At 71.5% G+C, this 18,226-nt stretch carries 20 protein-coding genes; 15 read left to right on the plus strand and 5 right to left on the minus strand.

Translation table 11 applies throughout. From position 1 onward, the window contains the following. Positions 1-22 precede the first annotated feature (22 nt). The gene (locus AB4030_RS17365; protein WP_442280459.1) at positions 23-2,332 is read right to left on the minus strand and encodes an RNA degradosome polyphosphate kinase; all 2,310 of its coding nucleotides are present in this window, start codon (positions 2,330-2,332) and stop codon (positions 23-25) included. A gap of 44 nt (positions 2,333-2,376) precedes the next feature. After that, entirely contained in the window at positions 2,377-3,327 is a 951-nt protein-coding gene (gene mshD, locus AB4030_RS17370; protein ID WP_442280460.1) for a mycothiol synthase, read from the minus strand. A 198-nt stretch (positions 3,328-3,525) separates the two neighbouring features. Here mshD and AB4030_RS17375 point away from each other — a divergent pair, with 198 nt between their 5' ends. Continuing rightward, positions 3,526-5,310 (plus strand): bifunctional metallophosphatase/5'-nucleotidase, encoded by a 1,785-nt coding sequence (locus AB4030_RS17375; RefSeq protein WP_442280461.1) that lies wholly within the window; start codon positions 3,526-3,528, stop codon positions 5,308-5,310. An 88-nt stretch (positions 5,311-5,398) separates the two neighbouring features. Here the strand turns inward: AB4030_RS17375 and AB4030_RS17380 are convergent, their stop codons facing one another. Continuing rightward, positions 5,399-6,118 carry a response regulator transcription factor gene (locus AB4030_RS17380; RefSeq protein WP_442280462.1) on the minus strand — a complete coding sequence of 240 codons (720 nt, stop codon included), beginning with the start codon at positions 6,116-6,118 and terminating at the stop codon, positions 5,399-5,401. A 68-nt stretch (positions 6,119-6,186) separates the two neighbouring features. Here AB4030_RS17380 and AB4030_RS17385 point away from each other — a divergent pair, with 68 nt between their 5' ends. Next, positions 6,187-6,516, plus strand: a complete 330-nt coding sequence (locus tag AB4030_RS17385) for a MoaD/ThiS family protein (protein WP_442280463.1) — start codon at positions 6,187-6,189, stop codon at positions 6,514-6,516. Positions 6,517-6,522: 6 nt separating this feature from the next. Next, positions 6,523-7,368, plus strand: coding sequence for a hypothetical protein (locus tag AB4030_RS17390; RefSeq protein WP_442280464.1), 846 nt, complete (start codon positions 6,523-6,525; stop codon positions 7,366-7,368). 141 nt (positions 7,369-7,509) lie between these two features. Here the strand turns inward: AB4030_RS17390 and AB4030_RS17395 are convergent, their stop codons facing one another. Beyond that, positions 7,510-7,881, minus strand: a complete 372-nt coding sequence (locus AB4030_RS17395; protein ID WP_442280465.1) for a DsrE family protein — start codon at positions 7,879-7,881, stop codon at positions 7,510-7,512. A 23-nt stretch (positions 7,882-7,904) separates the two neighbouring features. On the opposite strand from AB4030_RS17395, the gene AB4030_RS17400 reads away from it, so the two are divergent. The 9 genes from AB4030_RS17400 (at position 7,905) to AB4030_RS17440 (ending at position 14,509) form a co-directional block, all read left to right on the plus strand. Continuing rightward, positions 7,905-8,402, plus strand: a complete 498-nt coding sequence (locus AB4030_RS17400; RefSeq protein WP_442280466.1) for an FABP family protein — start codon at positions 7,905-7,907, stop codon at positions 8,400-8,402. Positions 8,403-8,430: 28 nt separating this feature from the next. After that, a complete protein-coding gene (gene ygfZ / locus AB4030_RS17405) occupies positions 8,431-9,474 on the plus strand; it encodes a CAF17-like 4Fe-4S cluster assembly/insertion protein YgfZ (protein ID WP_442280478.1) in 1,044 nt (347 codons plus the stop codon). Positions 9,475-9,510: 36 nt separating this feature from the next. Beyond that, entirely contained in the window at positions 9,511-10,374 is an 864-nt protein-coding gene (locus AB4030_RS17410; RefSeq protein WP_442280467.1) for a 3-keto-5-aminohexanoate cleavage protein, read from the plus strand. A 188-nt stretch (positions 10,375-10,562) separates the two neighbouring features. Further along, positions 10,563-11,054 (plus strand): helix-turn-helix domain-containing protein, encoded by a 492-nt coding sequence (locus tag AB4030_RS17415; protein ID WP_442280468.1) that lies wholly within the window; start codon positions 10,563-10,565, stop codon positions 11,052-11,054. Position 11,055: 1 nt separating this feature from the next. After that, complete coding sequence (locus AB4030_RS17420; protein WP_442280469.1) at positions 11,056-12,075, plus strand: hypothetical protein; 1,020 nt, start codon at positions 11,056-11,058, stop codon at positions 12,073-12,075. An 88-nt stretch (positions 12,076-12,163) separates the two neighbouring features. Further along, positions 12,164-13,168: an asparaginase gene (locus tag AB4030_RS17425; RefSeq protein ID WP_442280470.1), complete on the plus strand. Its 1,005-nt coding sequence runs from the start codon at positions 12,164-12,166 to the stop codon at positions 13,166-13,168. Positions 13,169-13,175: 7 nt separating this feature from the next. Then, positions 13,176-13,601 carry a D-aminoacyl-tRNA deacylase gene (gene dtd / locus AB4030_RS17430; protein ID WP_442280471.1) on the plus strand — a complete coding sequence of 142 codons (426 nt, stop codon included), beginning with the start codon at positions 13,176-13,178 and terminating at the stop codon, positions 13,599-13,601. A 63-nt stretch (positions 13,602-13,664) separates the two neighbouring features. Continuing rightward, on the plus strand, positions 13,665-13,985 hold the full coding sequence (locus AB4030_RS17435; protein WP_442280472.1) for a DUF2516 family protein: 321 nt from the start codon (positions 13,665-13,667) through the stop codon (positions 13,983-13,985). 77 nt (positions 13,986-14,062) lie between these two features. Further along, complete coding sequence (locus tag AB4030_RS17440) at positions 14,063-14,509, plus strand: phosphomannose isomerase type II C-terminal cupin domain (RefSeq protein ID WP_442280473.1); 447 nt, start codon at positions 14,063-14,065, stop codon at positions 14,507-14,509. Between the two features lie 76 nt (positions 14,510-14,585). Here AB4030_RS17440 and AB4030_RS17445 read toward each other — a convergent pair whose 3' ends face one another. Next, positions 14,586-15,386 carry a class I SAM-dependent methyltransferase gene (locus AB4030_RS17445; RefSeq protein ID WP_442280474.1) on the minus strand — a complete coding sequence of 267 codons (801 nt, stop codon included), beginning with the start codon at positions 15,384-15,386 and terminating at the stop codon, positions 14,586-14,588. Positions 15,387-15,515: 129 nt separating this feature from the next. Between AB4030_RS17445 and mshA the strand changes: the two genes are divergently transcribed. The 3 genes from mshA to AB4030_RS17460 are packed head-to-tail and all read left to right on the plus strand — an operon-like array spanning position 15,516 to position 18,141. Beyond that, positions 15,516-16,835: a D-inositol-3-phosphate glycosyltransferase gene (gene mshA, locus AB4030_RS17450; RefSeq protein WP_442280479.1), complete on the plus strand. Its 1,320-nt coding sequence runs from the start codon at positions 15,516-15,518 to the stop codon at positions 16,833-16,835. Next, complete coding sequence (locus tag AB4030_RS17455) at positions 16,832-17,374, plus strand: YbjN domain-containing protein (protein WP_442280475.1); 543 nt, start codon at positions 16,832-16,834, stop codon at positions 17,372-17,374. The genes mshA and AB4030_RS17455 overlap by 4 nt, the downstream gene beginning before the upstream one ends. Positions 17,375-17,397: 23 nt before the next feature. After that, positions 17,398-18,141, plus strand: a complete 744-nt coding sequence (locus AB4030_RS17460) for a phosphoglyceromutase (RefSeq protein ID WP_442280476.1) — start codon at positions 17,398-17,400, stop codon at positions 18,139-18,141. Positions 18,142-18,226 lie beyond the last annotated feature (85 nt).

Below are 18,226 nucleotides of genomic sequence, written 5' to 3' on the forward strand. Positions count from 1 at the left end.
CCGGCCGTATGCCGACCTGCCGTCAGCGCCGCCGCGCCTTGCGGCGCCGTCTGTCGTGGCGCTCGATGAGCTTCTCCTGCAGGTCGTCCAGCGGTTCGCCGGAGTCGGACAGGTGGTGGCGCACCCAGCGGCCGTCCGAGCCGAGGTCCCAGCGCGACGTGGTCTCCGCGAAGGCGAGGTCGATGAGGTCCGCGAGCTCGACGAGGTGGCTGGGCTCGGCGATGCTCACGAGCGCCTCGACCCGACGGTCGAGGTTGCGGTGCATCATGTCGGCGCTGCCGATGTAGACCTGCGGTTCGCCCCCGTGGTCGAACCAGAACACCCGGGAGTGCTCGAGGAAGCGTCCGAGGATGGAGCGGACCCGGATGTTCTCGGAGAGGCCGTCGACGCCGGGTCGGAGCGCGCAGATGCCGCGCACCCAGATGTCGACGCGGACGCCGGCGATGCTGGCCCGGTAGAGCGCGTCGATGAGCGCCTCGTCGACGATCGAGTTGGCCTTGATGACGATGCGTCCGGACGGAGCCCCCTCGCGGCGCGAGGCGTGGAGGTCGATCTCCTCGTCGATGAGGTCGATCAGGCCCGACCGCACGGAACGCGGTGCGACGAGGAGCCGCTTGAACTTGCTGCGCGGCGCGAATCCCGAGAGGAGGTTGAAGAGCCGCGACAGGTCCTCGCCGACCTGCGGGTCGGTCGTGAAGAGGCCGAAGTCCTCGTAGACGCGGGCCGTCTTCGGGTTGTAGTTGCCGGTGCCGATGTGGCAGTAGCGCACGAGGCCCTCGGACTCCTGGCGCACGACGAGGCACAGCTTGGCGTGGGTCTTGAGGCCGACGACGCCGTAGACGACGTGGACGCCCGCCTCCTCCAGCTGTCGGGCCCACGAGATGTTGTTGACCTCGTCGAAGCGCGCCTTGATCTCGACGACGGCGAGCACCTGCTTGCCCGCCTCGGCGGCGTCGATGAGGGCGTCGATGATCGGCGAGTCGCCCGAGGTCCGGTAGAGCGTCTGCTTGATCGCGAGAACCTTCGGGTCGGTGGCTGCCTGCTCGATGAAGGCCTGCACCGACGTCGAGAACGAGTTGTACGGGTGCTGGACGAGGACGTCCTTCTGACGCACTGCCGTGAGCAGGTCGATGGCCTTGGCGCTCTCGGTCGGGGCGAAGTCCGGGTGGGTGCGCGGGAAGAACTTCGGGAACTCGAGGTCGCTGCGGTCGACGTCGGCGACGGTGAAGAGGCCACGCAGGTCGAGCGGGGTGGGCAGCCGGTAGATCTCGCGGTCGCTGATCTGCAGCTCGCGGGCCAGCATGTCGAGCACCTTGGGGTCGATGTCCTCCTCGACCTCGAGCCGGATCGGCGGGCCGAAACGGCGCCGGGTCAGCTCCTTCTCCAGGGCGGTGAGGAGGTTCTCGGCGTCGTCCTCCTCGACCTCGAGGTCCTCGTTGCGCGTGACGCGGAAGGAGAAGTGCTCCTGCACGAGCATCCCGGGGAAGAGCTGGTCGAGGTGGCTCGCGATGACGTCCTCGAGCGGGACGAAGCGCTTGCGCTCGACCTCGGCGTCGACGTCCTCCTCGACGAGGATGAAGCGGGGGAGGCTGGGCGGGACCTTGACCCGGGCGAAGTGCTCGGTGCCCGTCTTCGGGTTCTGCAGCAGCACGGCGAGGTTGAGCGACAGGCCGGAGATGTAGGGGAAGGGGTGGGCGGGGTCGACCGCGAGCGGGGTGAGCACCGGGAAGACACGGTCGGCGAAGAAGTAGTGGAGCGGGTCCCGGTCGTCCTCGTCGAGGTCGTCCCAGCGCACGAGGCTGATGCCCTCGTCCTCGAGCGTCGGACGCACGTCGTGCTGGAAGACGCTGGCGTGCTGCTGCATCAGCTCGTGCGCGAGGCGGGCGATGCGCTCGATCAGCTCGCGAGGCTCCAGCCCGGCCGCGGTGCGGACCGCCAGGCCGGTTGCGATGCGCCGTTTGAGCCCGGCAACGCGGACCATGAAGTACTCGTCGAGGTTGTTGGCGAAGATGGCGAGGAAGCGGGTGCGCTCGAGGAGCGGCACGGCCGGATCCATCGCGAGCTGGAGCACCCGCTCGTTGAACTGCAGCCACGACAGCTCGCGCTCGAGGTAGCGGTCAGCGGGGAGCTCGTCCTCGTCCTCCTGCCCACCGGCGCCGACGAAGCGCCCGTTGGGCGCCCGCGCGGGCGTGCGCCGGGTCGGGACGGTGCTGGTGAACGAGCTGACCTCTGCCGCCTCGCTCGTCGGCTCCTCGGCTGCGGCGTCACGGGCTTCCGCCGCCTGGGTGTTCTGCTGGTCGAGGTCGGGGGTGGTGAGGCTGCCGGTGCTCATGCGTCCATCGTGGCACCGAACGGTGATCCGAGGGTGAACTCGTCTCAGCCGGGGGCGGGCGAAGCGGTGCGGTCGACCGCTTCCGCCCGGGCGTACTGCCGGTGCACCTCGATGTCGACGAACCCGAGGGCGGCATAGGTGCGCACGGCGGCGACGTTGTCCTCGTCCACGTAGAGCACGACCCGGTGGAGACCCAGGGCGCGTAGGTGGTCGAGGCCCAGCACGGTGACGGCCCGGCCGAGGCCCTGCCCCTGCCGGTCGGGAGAGACCGCGACGACGTAGACCTCGCCGACGTCCCCACCCGGGGGGTCGACCTTGGTCCAGTGCGAGGCTGCGAGCACGTCGGGCGCGTCCGCCTCGACGACGAGGATGAGTCCGGCCGGGTCCCACCACGGCTCGGCCATGCGCTGGACGAGGTCGGCCCGGCGCAGCGACCCCTGCTCCGGGTGGTGCGCGAACGCCGCGGCGTTGAGTGCCAGCCACGCGTCCTCGTCACGTCCGCGCTCGAAGGAGCGGACGGCATACCTCCCATCGAGCGAAGCGGGCGGCCACGCGAGCCCGTCCTGCAGGGCGCGACCCATGACGTGCAGGGAGCGCACGGCCACGAGGCCGTTGGCGCTGGCGAAGGCGGCAGCCGCGTCCGCTGCCCCACCCGTCGCGTGGCTCCAGACGCGTATGCCGTCAGGCAGGCTCGCGAGCAGCGCGGTGCCCACGCCGGACCGCCGGGCCGCGGGCGCCACGACGAGCTCCCCGGAGGGCGGTCCGTCGCCGGTGCGCGACTGCGCGTAGCCGACGAGCAGACCCTCGGCGTCCGTCGCGAGCAGGTGGTCGACGCCCGCGTGCTGGCGGGACTGCACGGAGAGCCGGAACTGCTCCGACAGCGCCTGCGAGCCGTCGACCGACGCGGCCTCCTCGGCGAGGGCGAGCACGGCAGCGGACTCGTCGGCGGTGAGCTGGTTCGTCGCGTCGCGCAGGGCGACCGTCGGGCGCGGCATACCGCGATTCCACCACAGCGACGCCCGGGGGTCTCCCGCCTGTCGCCCTTCCCGGCTAAGGTCCGGTCAGGGCTCGGGGGCCCTGCACCGCAACTCACAACATCGCTACTCGGCAAGCCCCTCCGGCGACCCTCCGGGCACTAGCCTCCGTGGGTGCCGATGGGCACGCGACTCACACCGCTGAACAAGGGGAGACACATGTCCCGTACCACCCGCCGCATCACGGGCGTCGCCGTCGCAGGGATCTGCGCCGCGGCCCTCGCGGCACCGGCCCTCGCGGCACCCACCGCCGGGCCCGACACCGGCAAGGCGCCCGGCAAGACGCAGTTCCCGATCCAGATCCTGTCGTTCAACGACTTCCACGGGAACCTCGAGCCCCCGTCGGGTTCGAGCGGCCGCACCCTGACGAAGGCCGGCAACGTCGACACCGGCGGCGTCGAGTACCTCGCGACGCACCTCAAGCAGGCCCGCGCGGGCCACCCCAACACCGTGACGGTGGCCGCGGGTGACATGGTCGGGGCCTCCCCGCTGCTGTCCGCGGCCTTCCACGACGAGCCGACGGTAGAGGCGCTCAACAACCTCGGGCTCGAGGCCACGTCCGTCGGCAACCACGAGTTCGACGAGGGCTACAAGGAGCTCCAGCGCCTCCAGACCGGCGGCTGCATCGACGACGGCGCCGGCGCCAACAACCAGAACTCCTGCCCCGAGGGCACCTTCACCGGCGCCAAGTTCCAGTACCTCGCGGCCAACGTCGTCGAGAAGGCCACGGGCAAGACGATCCTGCCGCCTTACTGGGTCAAGAACTTCAATGGCGCCAAGATCGGCTTCATCGGCATGACGCTCAAGGACACGCCGTCCATCGTGACGGCATCCGGCGTTGCCGGCCTCCAGTTCAACGACGAGGTCAAGACCGCCAACGCACTCGTGCCGGTCCTCAAGGCCCAAGGCGTCAACGCCGTCGTCGTGCTCATCCACCAGGGCGGCACCCCGCCGGCCGGCACGCCGTACGACTACGCCTGCAAGGGCGGCGGCTCGCTGTCGGCCGACTCGCCGATCATCCCGATCGTCAAGAACCTCGACCCGGCGATCGACATGGTCATCTCAGGCCACACCCACCAGCCGTACGTCTGCGCGATCCCCGACTCCAACGGCGTCCCGCGCCTGGTCACGTCCGCCTCCTCGTTCGGGCGGCTCTACAACGACACCGAGGTGACCTACGACCGTCGCACGTCCGACATCGTCCGACCCACCGAGGCCGACTCCGTCAACAACCTCGTGACGCGCACCGTGGCCGCGGACAAGACCGAGACGGACCTCATCATGAAGTACAAGGGGCTCGTCGAGGCGATCGCCAGCAAGGTCATCGGCACCATCTCGGCTGACATCGTCAGGACGCAGAGTGGCGCGGGTGAGTCCCCGCTCGGTGACCTCATCGCGGACGCACAACTGGCCGACCCGTCGGTCGTCACGGGTGGACAGACCCCGGTCGCGGCGTTCATGAACCCCGGCGGCATTCGGGCCGACCTTACCTACTCGAGCTCGAAGTACGGCGAGGCGCCGGGGGCCGTCACCTACGAGGAGGCGTTCAACGTCCAGCCGTTCAACAACTACCTCGTGTCGATGAATCTCACGGGTCAGCAGATCTACGACGTCCTCAACCAGCAGCGGACGGGAGCCAACGCCGGTTCGCAGGCCAAGACGCTCCAGGTGAACAAGGGCTTCACCTACACCTGGAGCACGGCGACGCAGAAGGTCGTCGACGGCACCGTCGCGATCAACGGCAAGCCGGTCGACAAGGCCGCGTCGTACCGCATCGTCACGAACAACTTCCTCTCCGACGGCGGCGACAACTTCCCTGCTTTCCAGGGTGGCACCGGGAAGTACTTCGGTGGGCTCGACATCGACGCCTTCGCGAACTACCTCGCCAAGCCGGCGAACGCCAACTACTCGCCCGCACCGCTCGACCGCATCAGCGTGCAGTGACCTTGTCGCGATGACGAAGCGGCCCGGCTCCCCACGGAGCCGGGCCGCTCTCGCGTGAGCCCCTACCGCGCCGCCGCCCTTGCCGGAGTCAGGCGTCGGCGGTCTCGGGAGTCGGGGTTCCGGGAGCCGGGGTCTCGGCGCGGTCGGGCACCAGGCGGTAGCCGACGTTGCGGACCGTGCCGATGAGCGTCTCGTGGTCGGGACCGAGCTTGGCCCGCAGCCGCCGCACGTGGACGTCGACGGTGCGGGTGCCTCCGTAGTAGTCGTAACCCCAGACCTCCTGGAGCAGCTGGGCGCGGGTGAAGACCCGGCCCGGGTGCTGCGCGAGGTACTTGATGAGCTCGAACTCCTTGTAGGTCAGGTCGAGCGGGTGGCCCCGGAACTTCGCGGAGTAGGAGGCTTCGTCGATGACGAGCTCGCCAGAAGTGATCGGCAGGTCGAGGCCGGCGTCGTCGTCCTGTCCCTTGGTCATCGCCAGCCGCAGCCGGGCGTCGACCTCGGCGGGCCCGGCGGTGTCCAGCAGCACGTCGTCGAGCCCCCACTCGGACGTGAGGCCAGCGAGGCCGCCCTCGGTGAGGACGGCCAGCAGGGGAGTGCCGATCCCGGTCGTGCGCAACACCCGGCACAGGGAGCGCGCGCTCGCCAGCTCCCGTCGCGCATCGACGACGACGACGTCGCAGTCGGGCGAGTCGACAAGGGCCGTCGCCTCCGCGGGCAAGACACGCACCGTGTGGCTCAGCAGCCCGAGGGCAGGCAGCACCTCGGCGCTCGGGGCGAGCGCGTTGGTGAGCAGCAGCAGGCGGGCCATCTCATGCAGGATAGGCGAGACTGGTCACCTGCGAACCAGACCGCATCAACGATGAGACGGAGTGTGAGATGGCCCCGAGTGCACCCGCGCCGCGTACGGGCCCGTCGGCCGCACCGGCGCTCGCCGCTGCCGCGGACACCGCCGCTCCAGCCACGCCCACCGCGACCGTCACGGTGCGCTACTGGGCCGCGGCCCGGGCGGCGGCGGGCACCGACAGCGAGACGCGGACGGGTGCCAGCGTGGGTGAGGTCGTCGACGCGGCGGTCGCCGCGCACCCGGAGCTCGCGCGCGTCGCCGCGGTGGCGAGCTTCCTGCTCGACGGGCGCGCCGTGGGACGCGAGGAGCCGGTGCCCGACGGTGGCACGGTCGAGGTGCTGCCGCCCTTCGCCGGAGGCTGATGCACAATGGCCACCGTGCCTGAGGACAACGCGGCCCTGCGCGAGCCCGGCCCCGACCGCTCCCACGCCTCCGGTGCACCCGGGGCCGCCGGGCCGCTCCGGGAACCGCTCTCGCCCTTGGGCGCCGCACGCATCCGCTGGGGCAGCATCGTCGCGACTCTCGTGGCCGCGGTGGTCCTCCTCGTCGCGCAGGACTCCGGGTATGCCGCGACGCTGGGTGTGACGCTCGTGCTCGCCCTCGCGTTCGTCTGGGGGTGGCCTCGGCTCACCGGCTCGTGGACGCCGGTGGCGACGAGCGTCGTGCTCGGTGTCGCCTCCGTGGCCATCGTGCTGAGCGCCCTGCGCGAGGACCTGCTGTGGGTGCCTGCCGCCGTGGCGTTCGGCATCGTCCTCGCGTTCGTCGGGCAGCTCGTCCGGCGGACGGGCCGCGAGGGCCTCGTCCTCACGCTGCTCTCGTCGTTCGGCGGGCTCGTCGTCATCGCCTCGGGCACGACGGCGGTCGTCGCCGCCGACACCCACCGCGGTCAGGCCGTTGCCGTCGTGGCCATGGCCGCGGTCGCGGCTGCCGTCGTCGCGGACCTCCTCTCCGAAGTCCGGGTCGCCGCGCCCCTCCTGGGCTTCGTCGCGCTCGTGGTCGGCATGCTCGCCGCGGTCGTCGCGTCACGCTTCGCCGCGGTGGGCACGCTCGAGGCGCTCGGCATCGGTGCCGCGGTCGGCACGGTGTCGTGGTCGTTCCGGCGGGTCCTCGCGCTGGAGCCGGCCGTGCTCACGGTCCGCGGACAGGTCAGCGCCGGTGTCGGTTCGGTGCTCGTCGTCGGTGCCGTCGTGCACCTCTTCTCCGTCCTCACCTGACCACCCTCGAGCCCGACCCGCCCCACCCCACCCCACCCGGCGCTCCAACCGTCGAGAGGCCACGTCTGGCCGCCTGCCGCCCGTCGAGAGGCCACGCGTTGTCGCCTGCCGCCGGTTGAGAGGCCACGGCTTTGGGAATGCTCAGTAGACGAGGGCCTGCGCGCCCTCGGCCATGACCTCCTCGACGAAGACCGCGGCCCCCTTGATGGCCGCACCGTCGACGAGGTGGTCCTCGGTCAGGTCCCGCCGTGCCGCGCACTGCGTGCAGACGGTGAGCCGGCCACCCGCGAGCACCGCGTCACGCAGCGGGGCGAGCGGGGCGGCATACGGCAGCTCGAACTCCTCAGCCCGTCCCGGAACGGCCATCCACGTCGACTCACCTGTCAGCCAGAGCGACACGGCGACGCCGCTGGCGACGGCCGTCGCGGCGACCGTGAAGGCCTGCGAGAGGCGCTCAGGGGCCTCGGTGCCGGCGGTGACCTTGACGACGAGCGAGCGTGCGGGGGCGTCCATGACATCAGGCTACGATCGGGCGCATGTTCAACCTCGACCAGGACATCCCCGAGCCGCTGCGACCCCTCGCCTGGCTCATCGGACGCTGGGAGGGTGCCGGGGTCGTGGGCTATCCCACGATCGAGTCCGCGCATTTCGGCCAGGAGGTCGAGGTCACCCACGACGGACGCGGCTTCCTCAAGTGGGAGAGCCGAGCCTGGATCCTCGACTCCGAGAACGGGGCCAAGGTGCGCCCGGCCGCGGTCGAGTCGGGGTTCTGGCGTCCGCTGGAGAACGGCGAGGTCGAGCTGCTGCTCGCGCACCCGACCGGCATCCTCGAGCTCTACTACGGCAAGATCGAGCCGGCAAAGATCCAGCTCAAGACCGACGGCGTCCTGCGCGCCCCGGGGGCGAAGGAGTACAACGCCGCGACCCGGATGTACGGCCTCGTCGACTCCAACCTGCTGTGGGTCATGGACATGGCCGCCGTCGGCCAGGAGCTCCAGAGCCACGTGTCGGCCACGCTCAAGCGCGTGGAATGAGGCGTATGCCGTGAGCGTTCCACCGGGCATGAGCGACGTGGAGCTGCCGACCCCTTCGACGACGAGGAGCCCCCTGCTGTCCTGGCCGGGGGCTGTGGCGGGCGAGGGCCTCGAAGCAGGCGTCGCGCTGCACTACGGCGACCCGATGCGCGAGCAGCGCCTCCTCGAGGAGGGCCTCGCGGTCGTCGACCTCTCGCACCGCGACGTCGTCACGGTCACCGGACCCGACCGGCTCAGCTGGCTCCACTCGCTGACGACCCAGCACCTCCTCGGCCTCGAGCCGCGGCAGTCGCGGGAGGCCCTGATCCTGACTCCCAAGGGCCATGTCGAGCACTCGCTGCACCTCGTCGACGACGGCGACACGACGTGGATCACCACGGAACCGGGTGCCGGGCAGGCCCTGACCGACTGGCTCGACAAGATGCGCTTCATGCTGCGGGTCGAGGTCGCTCTCGTCACCGACGACTGGGCGGTACTCGGCGAGCCGCACGCCAGCGAGTCCGTCGAGGGTGAACCCCTGGCCTGGCGCGACCCATGGCCCGGCCTCGTCGGCGACAGTGCGGCATACGGCCCCGTCGACGAGCACCCCGGCACCGAGCGGGCTTGGCGCGAGGTGATCGTGCCACGCGCCGATCTTGTTGCGGCAGTGGGCGATCGGCCGCTCGCCGGACTCTGGGCAGCCGAGGCGCTGCGTATTGCTGCGTGGCGTCCGCGCCTGGGCCTCGAGACCGACCACCGCACGATCGTCCAGGAGGTCGACTGGCTGCGCACGGCCGTGCACCTGCACAAGGGCTGCTACCGCGGTCAGGAGACCGTCGCCCGGGTGCACAACCTCGGCCGCCCGCCGCGGCGTCTCGTCTTCCTCCACCTCGACGGGTCGGGCCACGTCCTGCCGGCGCAGGGGAGCGAGGTCCGGGCCGGTGACCGCGTCGTCGGGCACGTGACCTCGGTCGCGCGCCACCACGTCGACGGCCCCATCGCCCTCGCGGTCATCAAGCGCAACACCGACCCGACCCTCGAGCTCCTCGTCGACGACCTCTCGGCCGCGCAGACAGTCATCGTCGCGCCCTGAGCGGACGCGGTCGCCGGCGCTGGCAGGATGAGCGCCATGAGCGCCATGAGCACGGCACGCAGCGTCGCGAGCACCCTGATCACCGTCGCGCCGACCGGTGCCGAGACCGCCAAGTCGGACGTCCCGGCGTTGCCGACGACGCCGGAGGAGCTCGTCGAGACCGCCGTCGCGTGCGAGCGGGCGGGCGCCGCCCTCATCCACATCCACGTGCGCGACCGCGAGCACCAGCCGACGCTGGAGCCCGCCTTCCTCAAGGAGGCCGTCGACGGGGTGCGCGAGGCCACCGATCTCGTCGTCCAGCTCTCGACCGGCGGGGCCGTCACCGACCCGCTCGACAAGCGCCTCACCGTCCTCGACGCGGACCCCGACTCATGCTCTCTCACGTGCGGCACGACGAACTTCGGCGACGGCGTCTTCCTCAACCCGTGGGGCTTCATGGTCGATCTCTATCGCCAGGCGCAGGAGCGCGAGGTCGTGCCGGAGTTCGAGCTGTTCGAGCTCGGACACGTGCACGCCCTGCGCCGGCTCATCGACGAGTGCGGCCTGCCCTACGGGGGCAAGGTCCACGTCGACTTCGTCACCGGGGTGCCGGGCGCCATGCCGGGCACGCCTCAGGCCCTCCTCGCCGGGGTCGCGATGTTGCCGCCCGAGGTGACGAGCTGGTCGGCCACCGGCATCGGCCGCGCGCACCTGCCCATCGTCGCGGCGGCCCTCTCGGCCGGCGGTCACCTGCGCGTCGGCATGGAGGACAATCTGATGTATGCCAGGGGCCGGCCGGTCGAGCACAACCGCGAGCTCGTGGCCCGGGCCGCCGACCTCGCGACGGTGATGCAGCGGCCGCCGATGTCGACCACCGAGGCCCGCGAGGCGCTCGCGATCAAGGACCGCCGCACCCGCTGAACCGCTCGAGCGGGGTATCCACGTGGGGAAGTGAGCACTCGACAGGACCCCACCGGTCGAGTGCTCACCTTCTACGCGCCGGACCCACCCCGTCGAGTGCTCACTTTCCTGCACCCTGGAGGCGGTGTGGGACGTCTCACGCTGCCCAGAGTTTGCATTCTGCTTGCTCTAGTTAGCACAATGGAGGCATGAGCAAGCTTCCGCTTCCCGACCTCGGGGCCTACTTGCGCGAACAGCGCGAGAGCGCCCAGCTGTCGCTGCGTCAGCTCGCTGAGATGGCCGGTGTCTCCAACCCCTACCTGTCGCAGATCGAGCGTGGCCTCAAGCGGCCCAGCGCCGAGATCCTGCAGCAGATCGCCAAGGGCTTGCAGGTGTCGGCCGAGTCGCTCTACGTCCGGGCCGGCATCCTCGACGAGCGGGTCACCGACAGTGACCCTGCCGCCGCCCCCGACGTCCTCTCCGCCATCGCCGCCGACCCGGTCCTCAGCGACCGGCAGCGCGCGGTGCTCGTCGACATCTACCTGTCGTTCGTCGGCACCGACGGGACGGCAGCCGCCACGGCACCGCGCACTCCACGTCCCCCGCGCTCCACGCATACGCCCGCTGGTGCACCGCGCCGGCGCCCGTCGCGCAGCACGACCGCTGCTGCGGCCCCCGAGCTCAACGAGAAGGAGAACTGAGATGGCACTCACCAAGAAGATCACCCAGGCCGTCAAGGACGCCCAGAAGCAGGCCGAGGCCGCCGTCGCCGACGTGCGCGGCCAGCTCGTCCAGGTCGAGGGCCGCATGCCCGACGTCCAGGTCGACCCGACGCCGTTCTACGCCGTCGTCGGCGCCGCGAACATCGCGATCGACACGGTCCGCACCGCCGGCGAGCAGCTCGAGGTCGCCCGCCGACAGGCCAAGGGCGCCGACCTGCGCAAGGGTGCCAAGAAGGAGGCGAACCAGCTGCAGAACGACCTCCAGAAGCGCATCGCCGACCTCCAAAACCGCACCGCCGAGCTCCAGAAGCTCGCGACGACGTATGCCGAGCGCTTCGTCACGCAGGCTCAGGACCTCCCGGCCCGAGTCCTCAACGAGGGCCTCGTCATCGCGAGCAACGCCAAGGACCAGTACGACGCCGCCGCTGCCCGCGGCGAGAAGGTCGTCACCGATCTGCGCGCCCAGGGCGAGCGCACCGCGTTCGACCTCAGCGAGCGCGGCACTGCCACGGTGACCCGTGGTCGTCGCGTCGCCGAGACCGCCGTCACTGAGGGCGAGAAGGTGGCCAAGACCCTCATGGACGTCGTCGCCAAGGATGCCTCGAAGGTCGGCTCGCAGGTCGGGTCCTCGGTCGACGCCGTCGAGTCCGCGGCCGCTCCGGTCCCCGCCGTGCGCACCGCCGCGCACCAGCAGGCGATCCGTAGCTCGGCAGCGCAGAAGGCCGCCGCCACGCGCAAGGACAACGAGGTCGAGGCCAGGACGACCCGCAAGGTCGCCGCTCGCAGCTCGGCCACGACGGACGACCCCAACGCCACGGTCGCCCGCAAGGCCGCGCCGGCCAAGAGGGCCGTGAGGAAGACGGCCTCGAAGACGGCCGCCAAGACGACGGCTGCCACCAAGAGCGCTGCCAAGACCGCTGCCAAGAAGTCCGCGCCGGCGAAGAGGGCCGCGAAGAAGAGCTCGACGAGCACGACCAGCACGACGACCGCGATGAGCTGAGCCTCGCGCCGGCACTCAGCTGGACCGCAGGGCCGTCACCCCACCCGGGGTGGCGGCCCTGCCGCGCCGCTCCGGCATACTGCGGGTCGTGTCCGATCACCGCGCCCCGTCACCCGTCACCGCGTCCACGTCAGTCAGCGCGGCGCTCGCCGCCGCCCCGATCGTCGCGCACGTGGTGCGCGCCGGTTTCGTCGAGTCGGTCCACCACGGCACCGCCGTCGTCACCGCTCCCGACGGCTCGGTCGAGCTCGAGATCGGCGACTCGAGCGGACCCGTCTTCCCCCGCAGCTCGAGCAAGCCGCTGCAGGCGCTCGCGATGGTGCGCAGCGGCCTGGCCACTGACGGGCGCCTCCTGTCGCTCGCATGCGCGAGCCACTCGGGCGAGGACTTCCACGTCGAGGCGGCTCGCGAGATCCTCGCCGGCGCGGGCCTGACCGAGACCGACCTGCAGAACACCCCCGACTACCCCTACGACGACGCGGCGCGGATCGGGTGGATCGCGAGCGGTCGGCCCAAGCAGTCCATCGTGCAGAACTGCTCCGGCAAGCACGCCTCGATGCTCGCCACGTGCGTCGTCAACGGGTGGGACCTCGCGACCTACCGCGACCCGGCCCACCCGCTCCAGGTGGCCATCGCCGACACCGTGCGTGAGCTCACCGGCGCCGAGCCGAGCGCTGTCGCCGTCGACGGCTGCGGCGCCCCGATCCATGCCGTGCCGCTACGCGCGCTGGCCCTCTCGTTCGGCCGTCTGGCCGCCGCCACGGACGGGCCCGAGGCCAAGATCGCGACGGCCATCCGCGCCTTCCCCGAGTATCTCGGCGGCACGCACCGCGACGTCACCGCGCTGATCCGGGGCGTCGACGGGCTCGTCGCCAAGGACGGCGCCGAGGCTGTCTACGCCGTGGGCCTGCCCGATGGTCGTGGCGTCGCGGTCAAGGTCGCCGACGGCACCTCGCGTGCGCGCAGCGTCCTGCTCGCCGCCATGCTGCGCCGCATCGGCGTGGGCGGCGACGACATCCTCGAGGTCCTCGAGCACCAGCCGGTCCTCGGTCACGGACAGCCCGTCGGCTCCGTCGTCGCCGTCGGCGTCTGAGCCACGCGTGAGGGCGGTGCTGCAGCGCGTCACGAGCGCTCGGGTCGAAGTCGAGGGTGAGGTCGTCGGCGCCATCGACCGCCCCGGCCTGCTCGCGCTGGTGGGGGTCACGCACGACGACGGCCCGGACCAGGTGGAGCGGATGGCGCGCAAGATCGCCGAGCTGCGGATCCTGCGCGACGAGCAGAGCCTGACCGACGCCGGGGCGCCCGTCCTCGTCGTCAGCCAGTTCACGCTCTACGCCGACACCCGCAAGGGGCGTCGACCTTCCTGGAGCGCGGCCGCTCCGGGCCCGGTGGCCGAGCCGCTCGTCACGGACCTCGTGGCCGCGCTCCGGGCGCGGGGGATCGAGGTCGAGCAGGGCCGGTTCGGCGCGATGATGCAGGTCTCGCTCGTCAACGACGGCCCGGTCACGCTCGTCGTCGACGCCTGAACCCGTCGAGTCCGGTCGCCGGTTGGAGGCGGTTCTGACCGCGCGCCGGGTTACGCTGCTCGCATGCAGCTCTACGCGGGATACCAGAGCCTCGTCACCCTCGTCATCGGGGTGGTGGCCCTCGGCTGCGAGATCTTTGCCTTCGTCGACGCCGTGCGTCACCCGGAGAACGCCTACGTGGCCGCCAGCAAGCGCACCAAGCGGTTCTGGCTCCTGATCACCGGGGCGGCGCTGGTCCTCGGCTCCATCTCGGTCTTCAACCCGATCGGGCTGCTCGGTCTGGCCAGCTTCATGGGTGCCGCCGTCTACCTCGCCGACGTCCGCCCCGCGCTGCGCCAGGTTCGAGGCCTCGGGGGCCGGGGCCGCTCGAACAGCGGCTGGTAGGACCCACCGGACACCGCCTGGCGCACCATCGTGGCCGGATGCGGCACACTGGGCTCTCACCGACGATGGGGGACCCCATGACCGACCAGCACCGCGCTGGTGCCACCGTTTCGGCCGTGGCGCCGGGCCAGGGGCCCGCGCACTCGCCTGACGACTACGAGGTCAGCGACCGCAACCCTGCCCAGGACATCTTCGTGGCGGAGCGCCCCTGGGGGCAGTTCCAGCAGTTCGTCTCCAACGAGCAGGTCACCGTCAAGATCATCACCGTGCAGCCCGGCCACCGGCTCTCGCTGCAGCGCCACGACCACCGCGGCGAGATGTGGCAGGTCCTCGACGTGCCGATCGACGTCACGGTGGGCGACCGCACGTGGAGCGCCCAGCCGGGCGAGACGGTCTGGGTGCCGCGCAACTCGATCCACCGCATGGGCAACTCCGGGAGCCGCCCGGGGCGCCTGCTCGAGGTCGGCTTCGGCCACTTCGACGAGGCCGACATCGAGCGCCTCGAGGACGACTACACCCGCTGACAGCGGGGACCAGCGCCTTTCGCACCACGCACGAACGCAGGTATGCCGCCCGCCCCGCCGGGCGGCATACCTGCGTTCAGCGCTGGAGGGGAGCCACGGCCGACCAGTCGACGGTGAGCTCGCCGAGTCGCCACCGGGACGGTCCGTCGAGCAGCGGCCAGCGCTCCCGGAGCTCGGAGAGGGCGGCCAGGAAGCGCTGGCGAGCACCCCATGACGACTGCGGTGCGTGTCGAGCCCATGCCCGGTCGAGGTCGGCGAGGAAGGCGTGGATCGGCTCGCCCGGGACGTTGCGGTGGATGAGCACCTTCGGGAGCCGCTCGGCCACGTCGGAGGGCCGATCGAGGCCGCCCATCCGCAGCGAGATCGTCAGGCTGACCGGCCCGCGGGCGTCGACCGCGACCCACGCCGCGCGGCGACCGATCTCGTCGCAGGTCCCGTCGACGAGCAGGCCGTCGGGGGCCAGTCGCTCCTGCACGAGGGCCCAGGCGGCCGGCACCTCGTCCTCGGCGTACTGGCGCAGCACGTTGAACGCGCGCACGACCATGGGCCGGGCACCCGCCTCCAGCGGGATCTCGAAGCCGCCGAGCCGGAAGCTGAGGCCGTCGCGCTCCAGTGGCTTGCCGGCCGCGACCCGCGCCGGGTCGATCTCGATGCCGACGACCCGGACGTCGGGCCGCACCCGCCGCAGCCGGTCGTGCAGCTCGACGGCGGTGGTGGGCGACGCGCCGTAACCGAGGTCGACGACGACGGGCGAGGCGGTGCTGCGTCGGAGCCGCCACGCCTGCGGGCCCGCGATCCACCGGTCGCACCGGCGCAGCCGGTTCGGGTTCGTCGTCCCCCGAGTGACCGTGCCGACGGGTCGCTGATGGGGAGGCACGTCCGCAGGCTACGCGTGGCGCCCCGTTCGAGGTATTCCACGGTCACCGGCGACGGCGGAATACCTCGAACGGGGGGTGTGGTTGAGACAAGGAACGAGCAGGCCGAGCAGGTCTTGCAGGACGAAGGGATGCCGATGGCGGTCGAGCCGCGACGAGTCGCGATGATCAGCGTCCACACCTCGCCCCTGGAGCAGCCCGGCACCGGTGACGCGGGCGGGCTCAACGTCTACGTCGCCGAGACGGCGAAGGAGCTCGCCGCGCGCGGCGTCGAGGTCGACATCTTCACCCGTCGCACGACGGGTGAGACGCCCGTCGAGGCGGACCTCGTCCCCGGAGTTCGGGTGCGGCACGTGACCGCGGGCCCGTACGAGGGGTTGGCCAAGGAGGAGCTCCCGGGCCAGCTCTGTGCCTTCTCGGCCGGCATCATGCAAGCCGGGCTCTCGGTCCCCGAGGACCACTACGACCTCGTCCACTCGCACTACTGGCTCTCGGGTCAGGTCGGCTGGCTCGCCGCCGACCGGTGGCGCGTCGCGCTCGTGCACACGATGCACACCATGGCCCGCGTCAAGAACCTCCACCTCGCCGAGGGCGACCCGCCCGAGCCGCGGGGCCGCGAGATCGGCGAGGTCCAGGTCGTCGACGCCGCCGACCGGCTCATCGCCAACACCGACGACGAGGCCCGCGAGCTCATCGAGCTGTATGCCGCCCCGCCGGCCAAGGTGTCCGTCGTCCCTCCGGGGGTCGACCTGTCGACGTTCACGCCCGGTGACCGGGCGGAGGCGCGTCGGTCCCTCGGTCTGCCCGTCGAGGGCGAGCTGCTCCTCTTCGTCGGTCGGATCCAGCCGCTCAAGGCCCCCGACGTCCTGCTCCGGGTCGCCGGTGAGCTGCTGCAGCGCGACCCGGGACGACGCCGGCGCCTGACGGTCGCCGTCCTCGGCGGACCGAGCGGCAGCGGGCTCACGCGGCCCCACGAGCTCGAGGAGCTGGCGCGCTTCCTCGGCATCGACGACGTCGTCCGTTTCGTGCCACCGGTCGACCGTCCGGTCCTCGCGCAGTGGTACCGCGCCGCGGACCTCGTCGTCGTACCGAGCCACTCGGAGTCCTTCGGCCTCGTCGCCATCGAGGCGCAGGCATGCGGCACCCCCGTCGTGGCCGCCCGCGTCGGGGGCCTGCCCACTGCGGTCGGTGACGCGGGCGTCCTCGTCGACGGGCACGCCAGCCCCGACTGGACGGACGCCGTCGAGTCGCTGCTGCGAGATACCCCGCGTCGGCTGGCGCTGGGCTCGGCGGCCGTCGCCCACGCCGCGCAGTTCGGTTGGGGCGCGACCACGGACCGGCTCCTCGAGGTCTACCGTCAGGCCATGCGAGAGCGCGCCCACGGCACCAACGAGTCGCCGATCGACGAGGGCCAGAGCCTCGTCGGCGTCCCCACCGCGGTGATCCCGTGACCGCCGAGCTGCAGGACACCACGCCGGCCGACGACTCACCGCGCGCGCAGGCGGAGGCCCGCCTCACGGCATACCTCGGCTCGGTCGGTCTCGACTGGGAGCTCGGCGGACGCGTGGGGGAGTACGTCGTGACCCTGCCGGGGGAGAAGAAGCTCAAGACCGTCGTCTCGGTGCTCGTGCGTGACCGGACGACAAGCCTCAGCGCGTTCGTCATCCGCAACCCGGACGAGAACCACGAGGCCTTCTACCGCACCCTGCTGCGCAAGAACCTGCGGCTGCAGGGGCTCGCCTACGCCATCGACACCGACGGCGACGTCTACCTCCGCGGCGAGATCCCGACCGTCGCGGTGGATGCCGACCACCTGGATCAGGTCTTCGGCATCGTGCTGTCCGCGAGCGACGACGTCTTCAACGAGCTGCTCGCGCTCGGCTTCCTCGGGTCGATGCGGAAGGAGTGGGCCTGGCGGATCTCGCGCGGGGAGTCCACGCGCAACCTCGACGCCTTCCGACACCTGCTGGACGACGGGTCGGACGCCTGATCGGCCGTCGCTAGGCTGGCGCCATGACCTACACGCTCGTCCTCGTCCGTCACGGCGAAAGCGACTGGAACGCCAAGAACCTCTTCACCGGCTGGGTCGACGTCGACCTCACCGACAAGGGCCGCGCCGAGGGCGTGAGCGCCGGCGAGCAGCTCAAGGAGGCCGGGATCCTTCCCGACATCGTGCACACGTCCCTGCTGCGCCGGGCCATCACGACCGCGAACCTCTCGCTCGACGCGGCTGACCGGCACTGGATCCCGGTCAAGCGCGACTGGCGCCTCAACGAGCGCCACTACGGTGCGCTGCAGGGCAAGGACAAGAAGCAGACCCTCGAGCAGTTCGGGGAGGAGCAGTTCATGCTGTGGCGCCGCTCCTACGACGTGCCGCCGCCGCCCATCGACGCGGACGACGAGTTCTCGCAGCACGGTGACCCCCGCTACCGCGGGCTCGGCGCCGCGATGCCGGCCACCGAGTGCCTCAAGGACGTCGTCGCGCGCCTCATGCCCTACTGGGAGAACGAGATCCAGACCGACCTCGCCGACGGCCTGACCGTCATGGTCGCCGCCCACGGCAACTCGCTCCGCGCCCTGGTCAAGACGCTCGACGGCATCTCCGACGAGGACATCGCCGGCCTCAACATCCCGACGGGTATGCCGCTCGTCTACGAGCTGGACGATGAGTTCCGTCCCGTGACCCCGGGCGGGCGCTACCTCGACCCCGAGGCCGCCCGCGCCGCGGCCGAGGCCGTCGCGAACCAGGGCCGCTGACCCGCCCGCGGTTCCCGTCGGCTCCCCACCCGTCGAAAGGCCACGTGTGGCCGCTTGACCACAGTCGAAAGGCCACTCCTCACGG

Source organism: Terrabacter sp. 2YAF2, assembly GCF_052114705.1.
In the GTDB taxonomy this organism is placed as follows: domain Bacteria; phylum Actinomycetota; class Actinomycetes; order Actinomycetales; family Dermatophilaceae; genus Terrabacter.

Excerpts from the sequence above, each read along its gene's own strand:
- AB4030_RS17365 (WP_442280459.1), bottom strand. The coding sequence starts at position 2,332 with ATGAGCACCGGCAGCCTCACCACCCCCGACCTCGACCAGCAGAACACC.
- mshD (WP_442280460.1), bottom strand. The coding sequence starts at position 3,327 with ATGCCGCGCCCGACGGTCGCCCTGCGCGACGCGACGAACCAGCTCACC.
- AB4030_RS17375 (WP_442280461.1), top strand. The coding sequence starts at position 3,526 with ATGTCCCGTACCACCCGCCGCATCACGGGCGTCGCCGTCGCAGGGATC.
- AB4030_RS17380 (WP_442280462.1), bottom strand. The coding sequence starts at position 6,118 with ATGGCCCGCCTGCTGCTGCTCACCAACGCGCTCGCCCCGAGCGCCGAG.
- AB4030_RS17385 (WP_442280463.1), top strand. The coding sequence starts at position 6,187 with ATGGCCCCGAGTGCACCCGCGCCGCGTACGGGCCCGTCGGCCGCACCG.
- AB4030_RS17390 (WP_442280464.1), top strand. The coding sequence starts at position 6,523 with ATGGCCACCGTGCCTGAGGACAACGCGGCCCTGCGCGAGCCCGGCCCC.
- AB4030_RS17395 (WP_442280465.1), bottom strand. The coding sequence starts at position 7,881 with ATGGACGCCCCCGCACGCTCGCTCGTCGTCAAGGTCACCGCCGGCACC.
- AB4030_RS17400 (WP_442280466.1), top strand. The coding sequence starts at position 7,905 with ATGTTCAACCTCGACCAGGACATCCCCGAGCCGCTGCGACCCCTCGCC.
- ygfZ (WP_442280478.1), top strand. The coding sequence starts at position 8,431 with ATGAGCGACGTGGAGCTGCCGACCCCTTCGACGACGAGGAGCCCCCTG.
- AB4030_RS17410 (WP_442280467.1), top strand. The coding sequence starts at position 9,511 with ATGAGCGCCATGAGCACGGCACGCAGCGTCGCGAGCACCCTGATCACC.
- AB4030_RS17415 (WP_442280468.1), top strand. The coding sequence starts at position 10,563 with ATGAGCAAGCTTCCGCTTCCCGACCTCGGGGCCTACTTGCGCGAACAG.
- AB4030_RS17420 (WP_442280469.1), top strand. The coding sequence starts at position 11,056 with ATGGCACTCACCAAGAAGATCACCCAGGCCGTCAAGGACGCCCAGAAG.
- AB4030_RS17435 (WP_442280472.1), top strand. The coding sequence starts at position 13,665 with ATGCAGCTCTACGCGGGATACCAGAGCCTCGTCACCCTCGTCATCGGG.
- AB4030_RS17440 (WP_442280473.1), top strand. The coding sequence starts at position 14,063 with ATGACCGACCAGCACCGCGCTGGTGCCACCGTTTCGGCCGTGGCGCCG.
- mshA (WP_442280479.1), top strand. The coding sequence starts at position 15,516 with ATGCCGATGGCGGTCGAGCCGCGACGAGTCGCGATGATCAGCGTCCAC.
- AB4030_RS17460 (WP_442280476.1), top strand. The coding sequence starts at position 17,398 with ATGACCTACACGCTCGTCCTCGTCCGTCACGGCGAAAGCGACTGGAAC.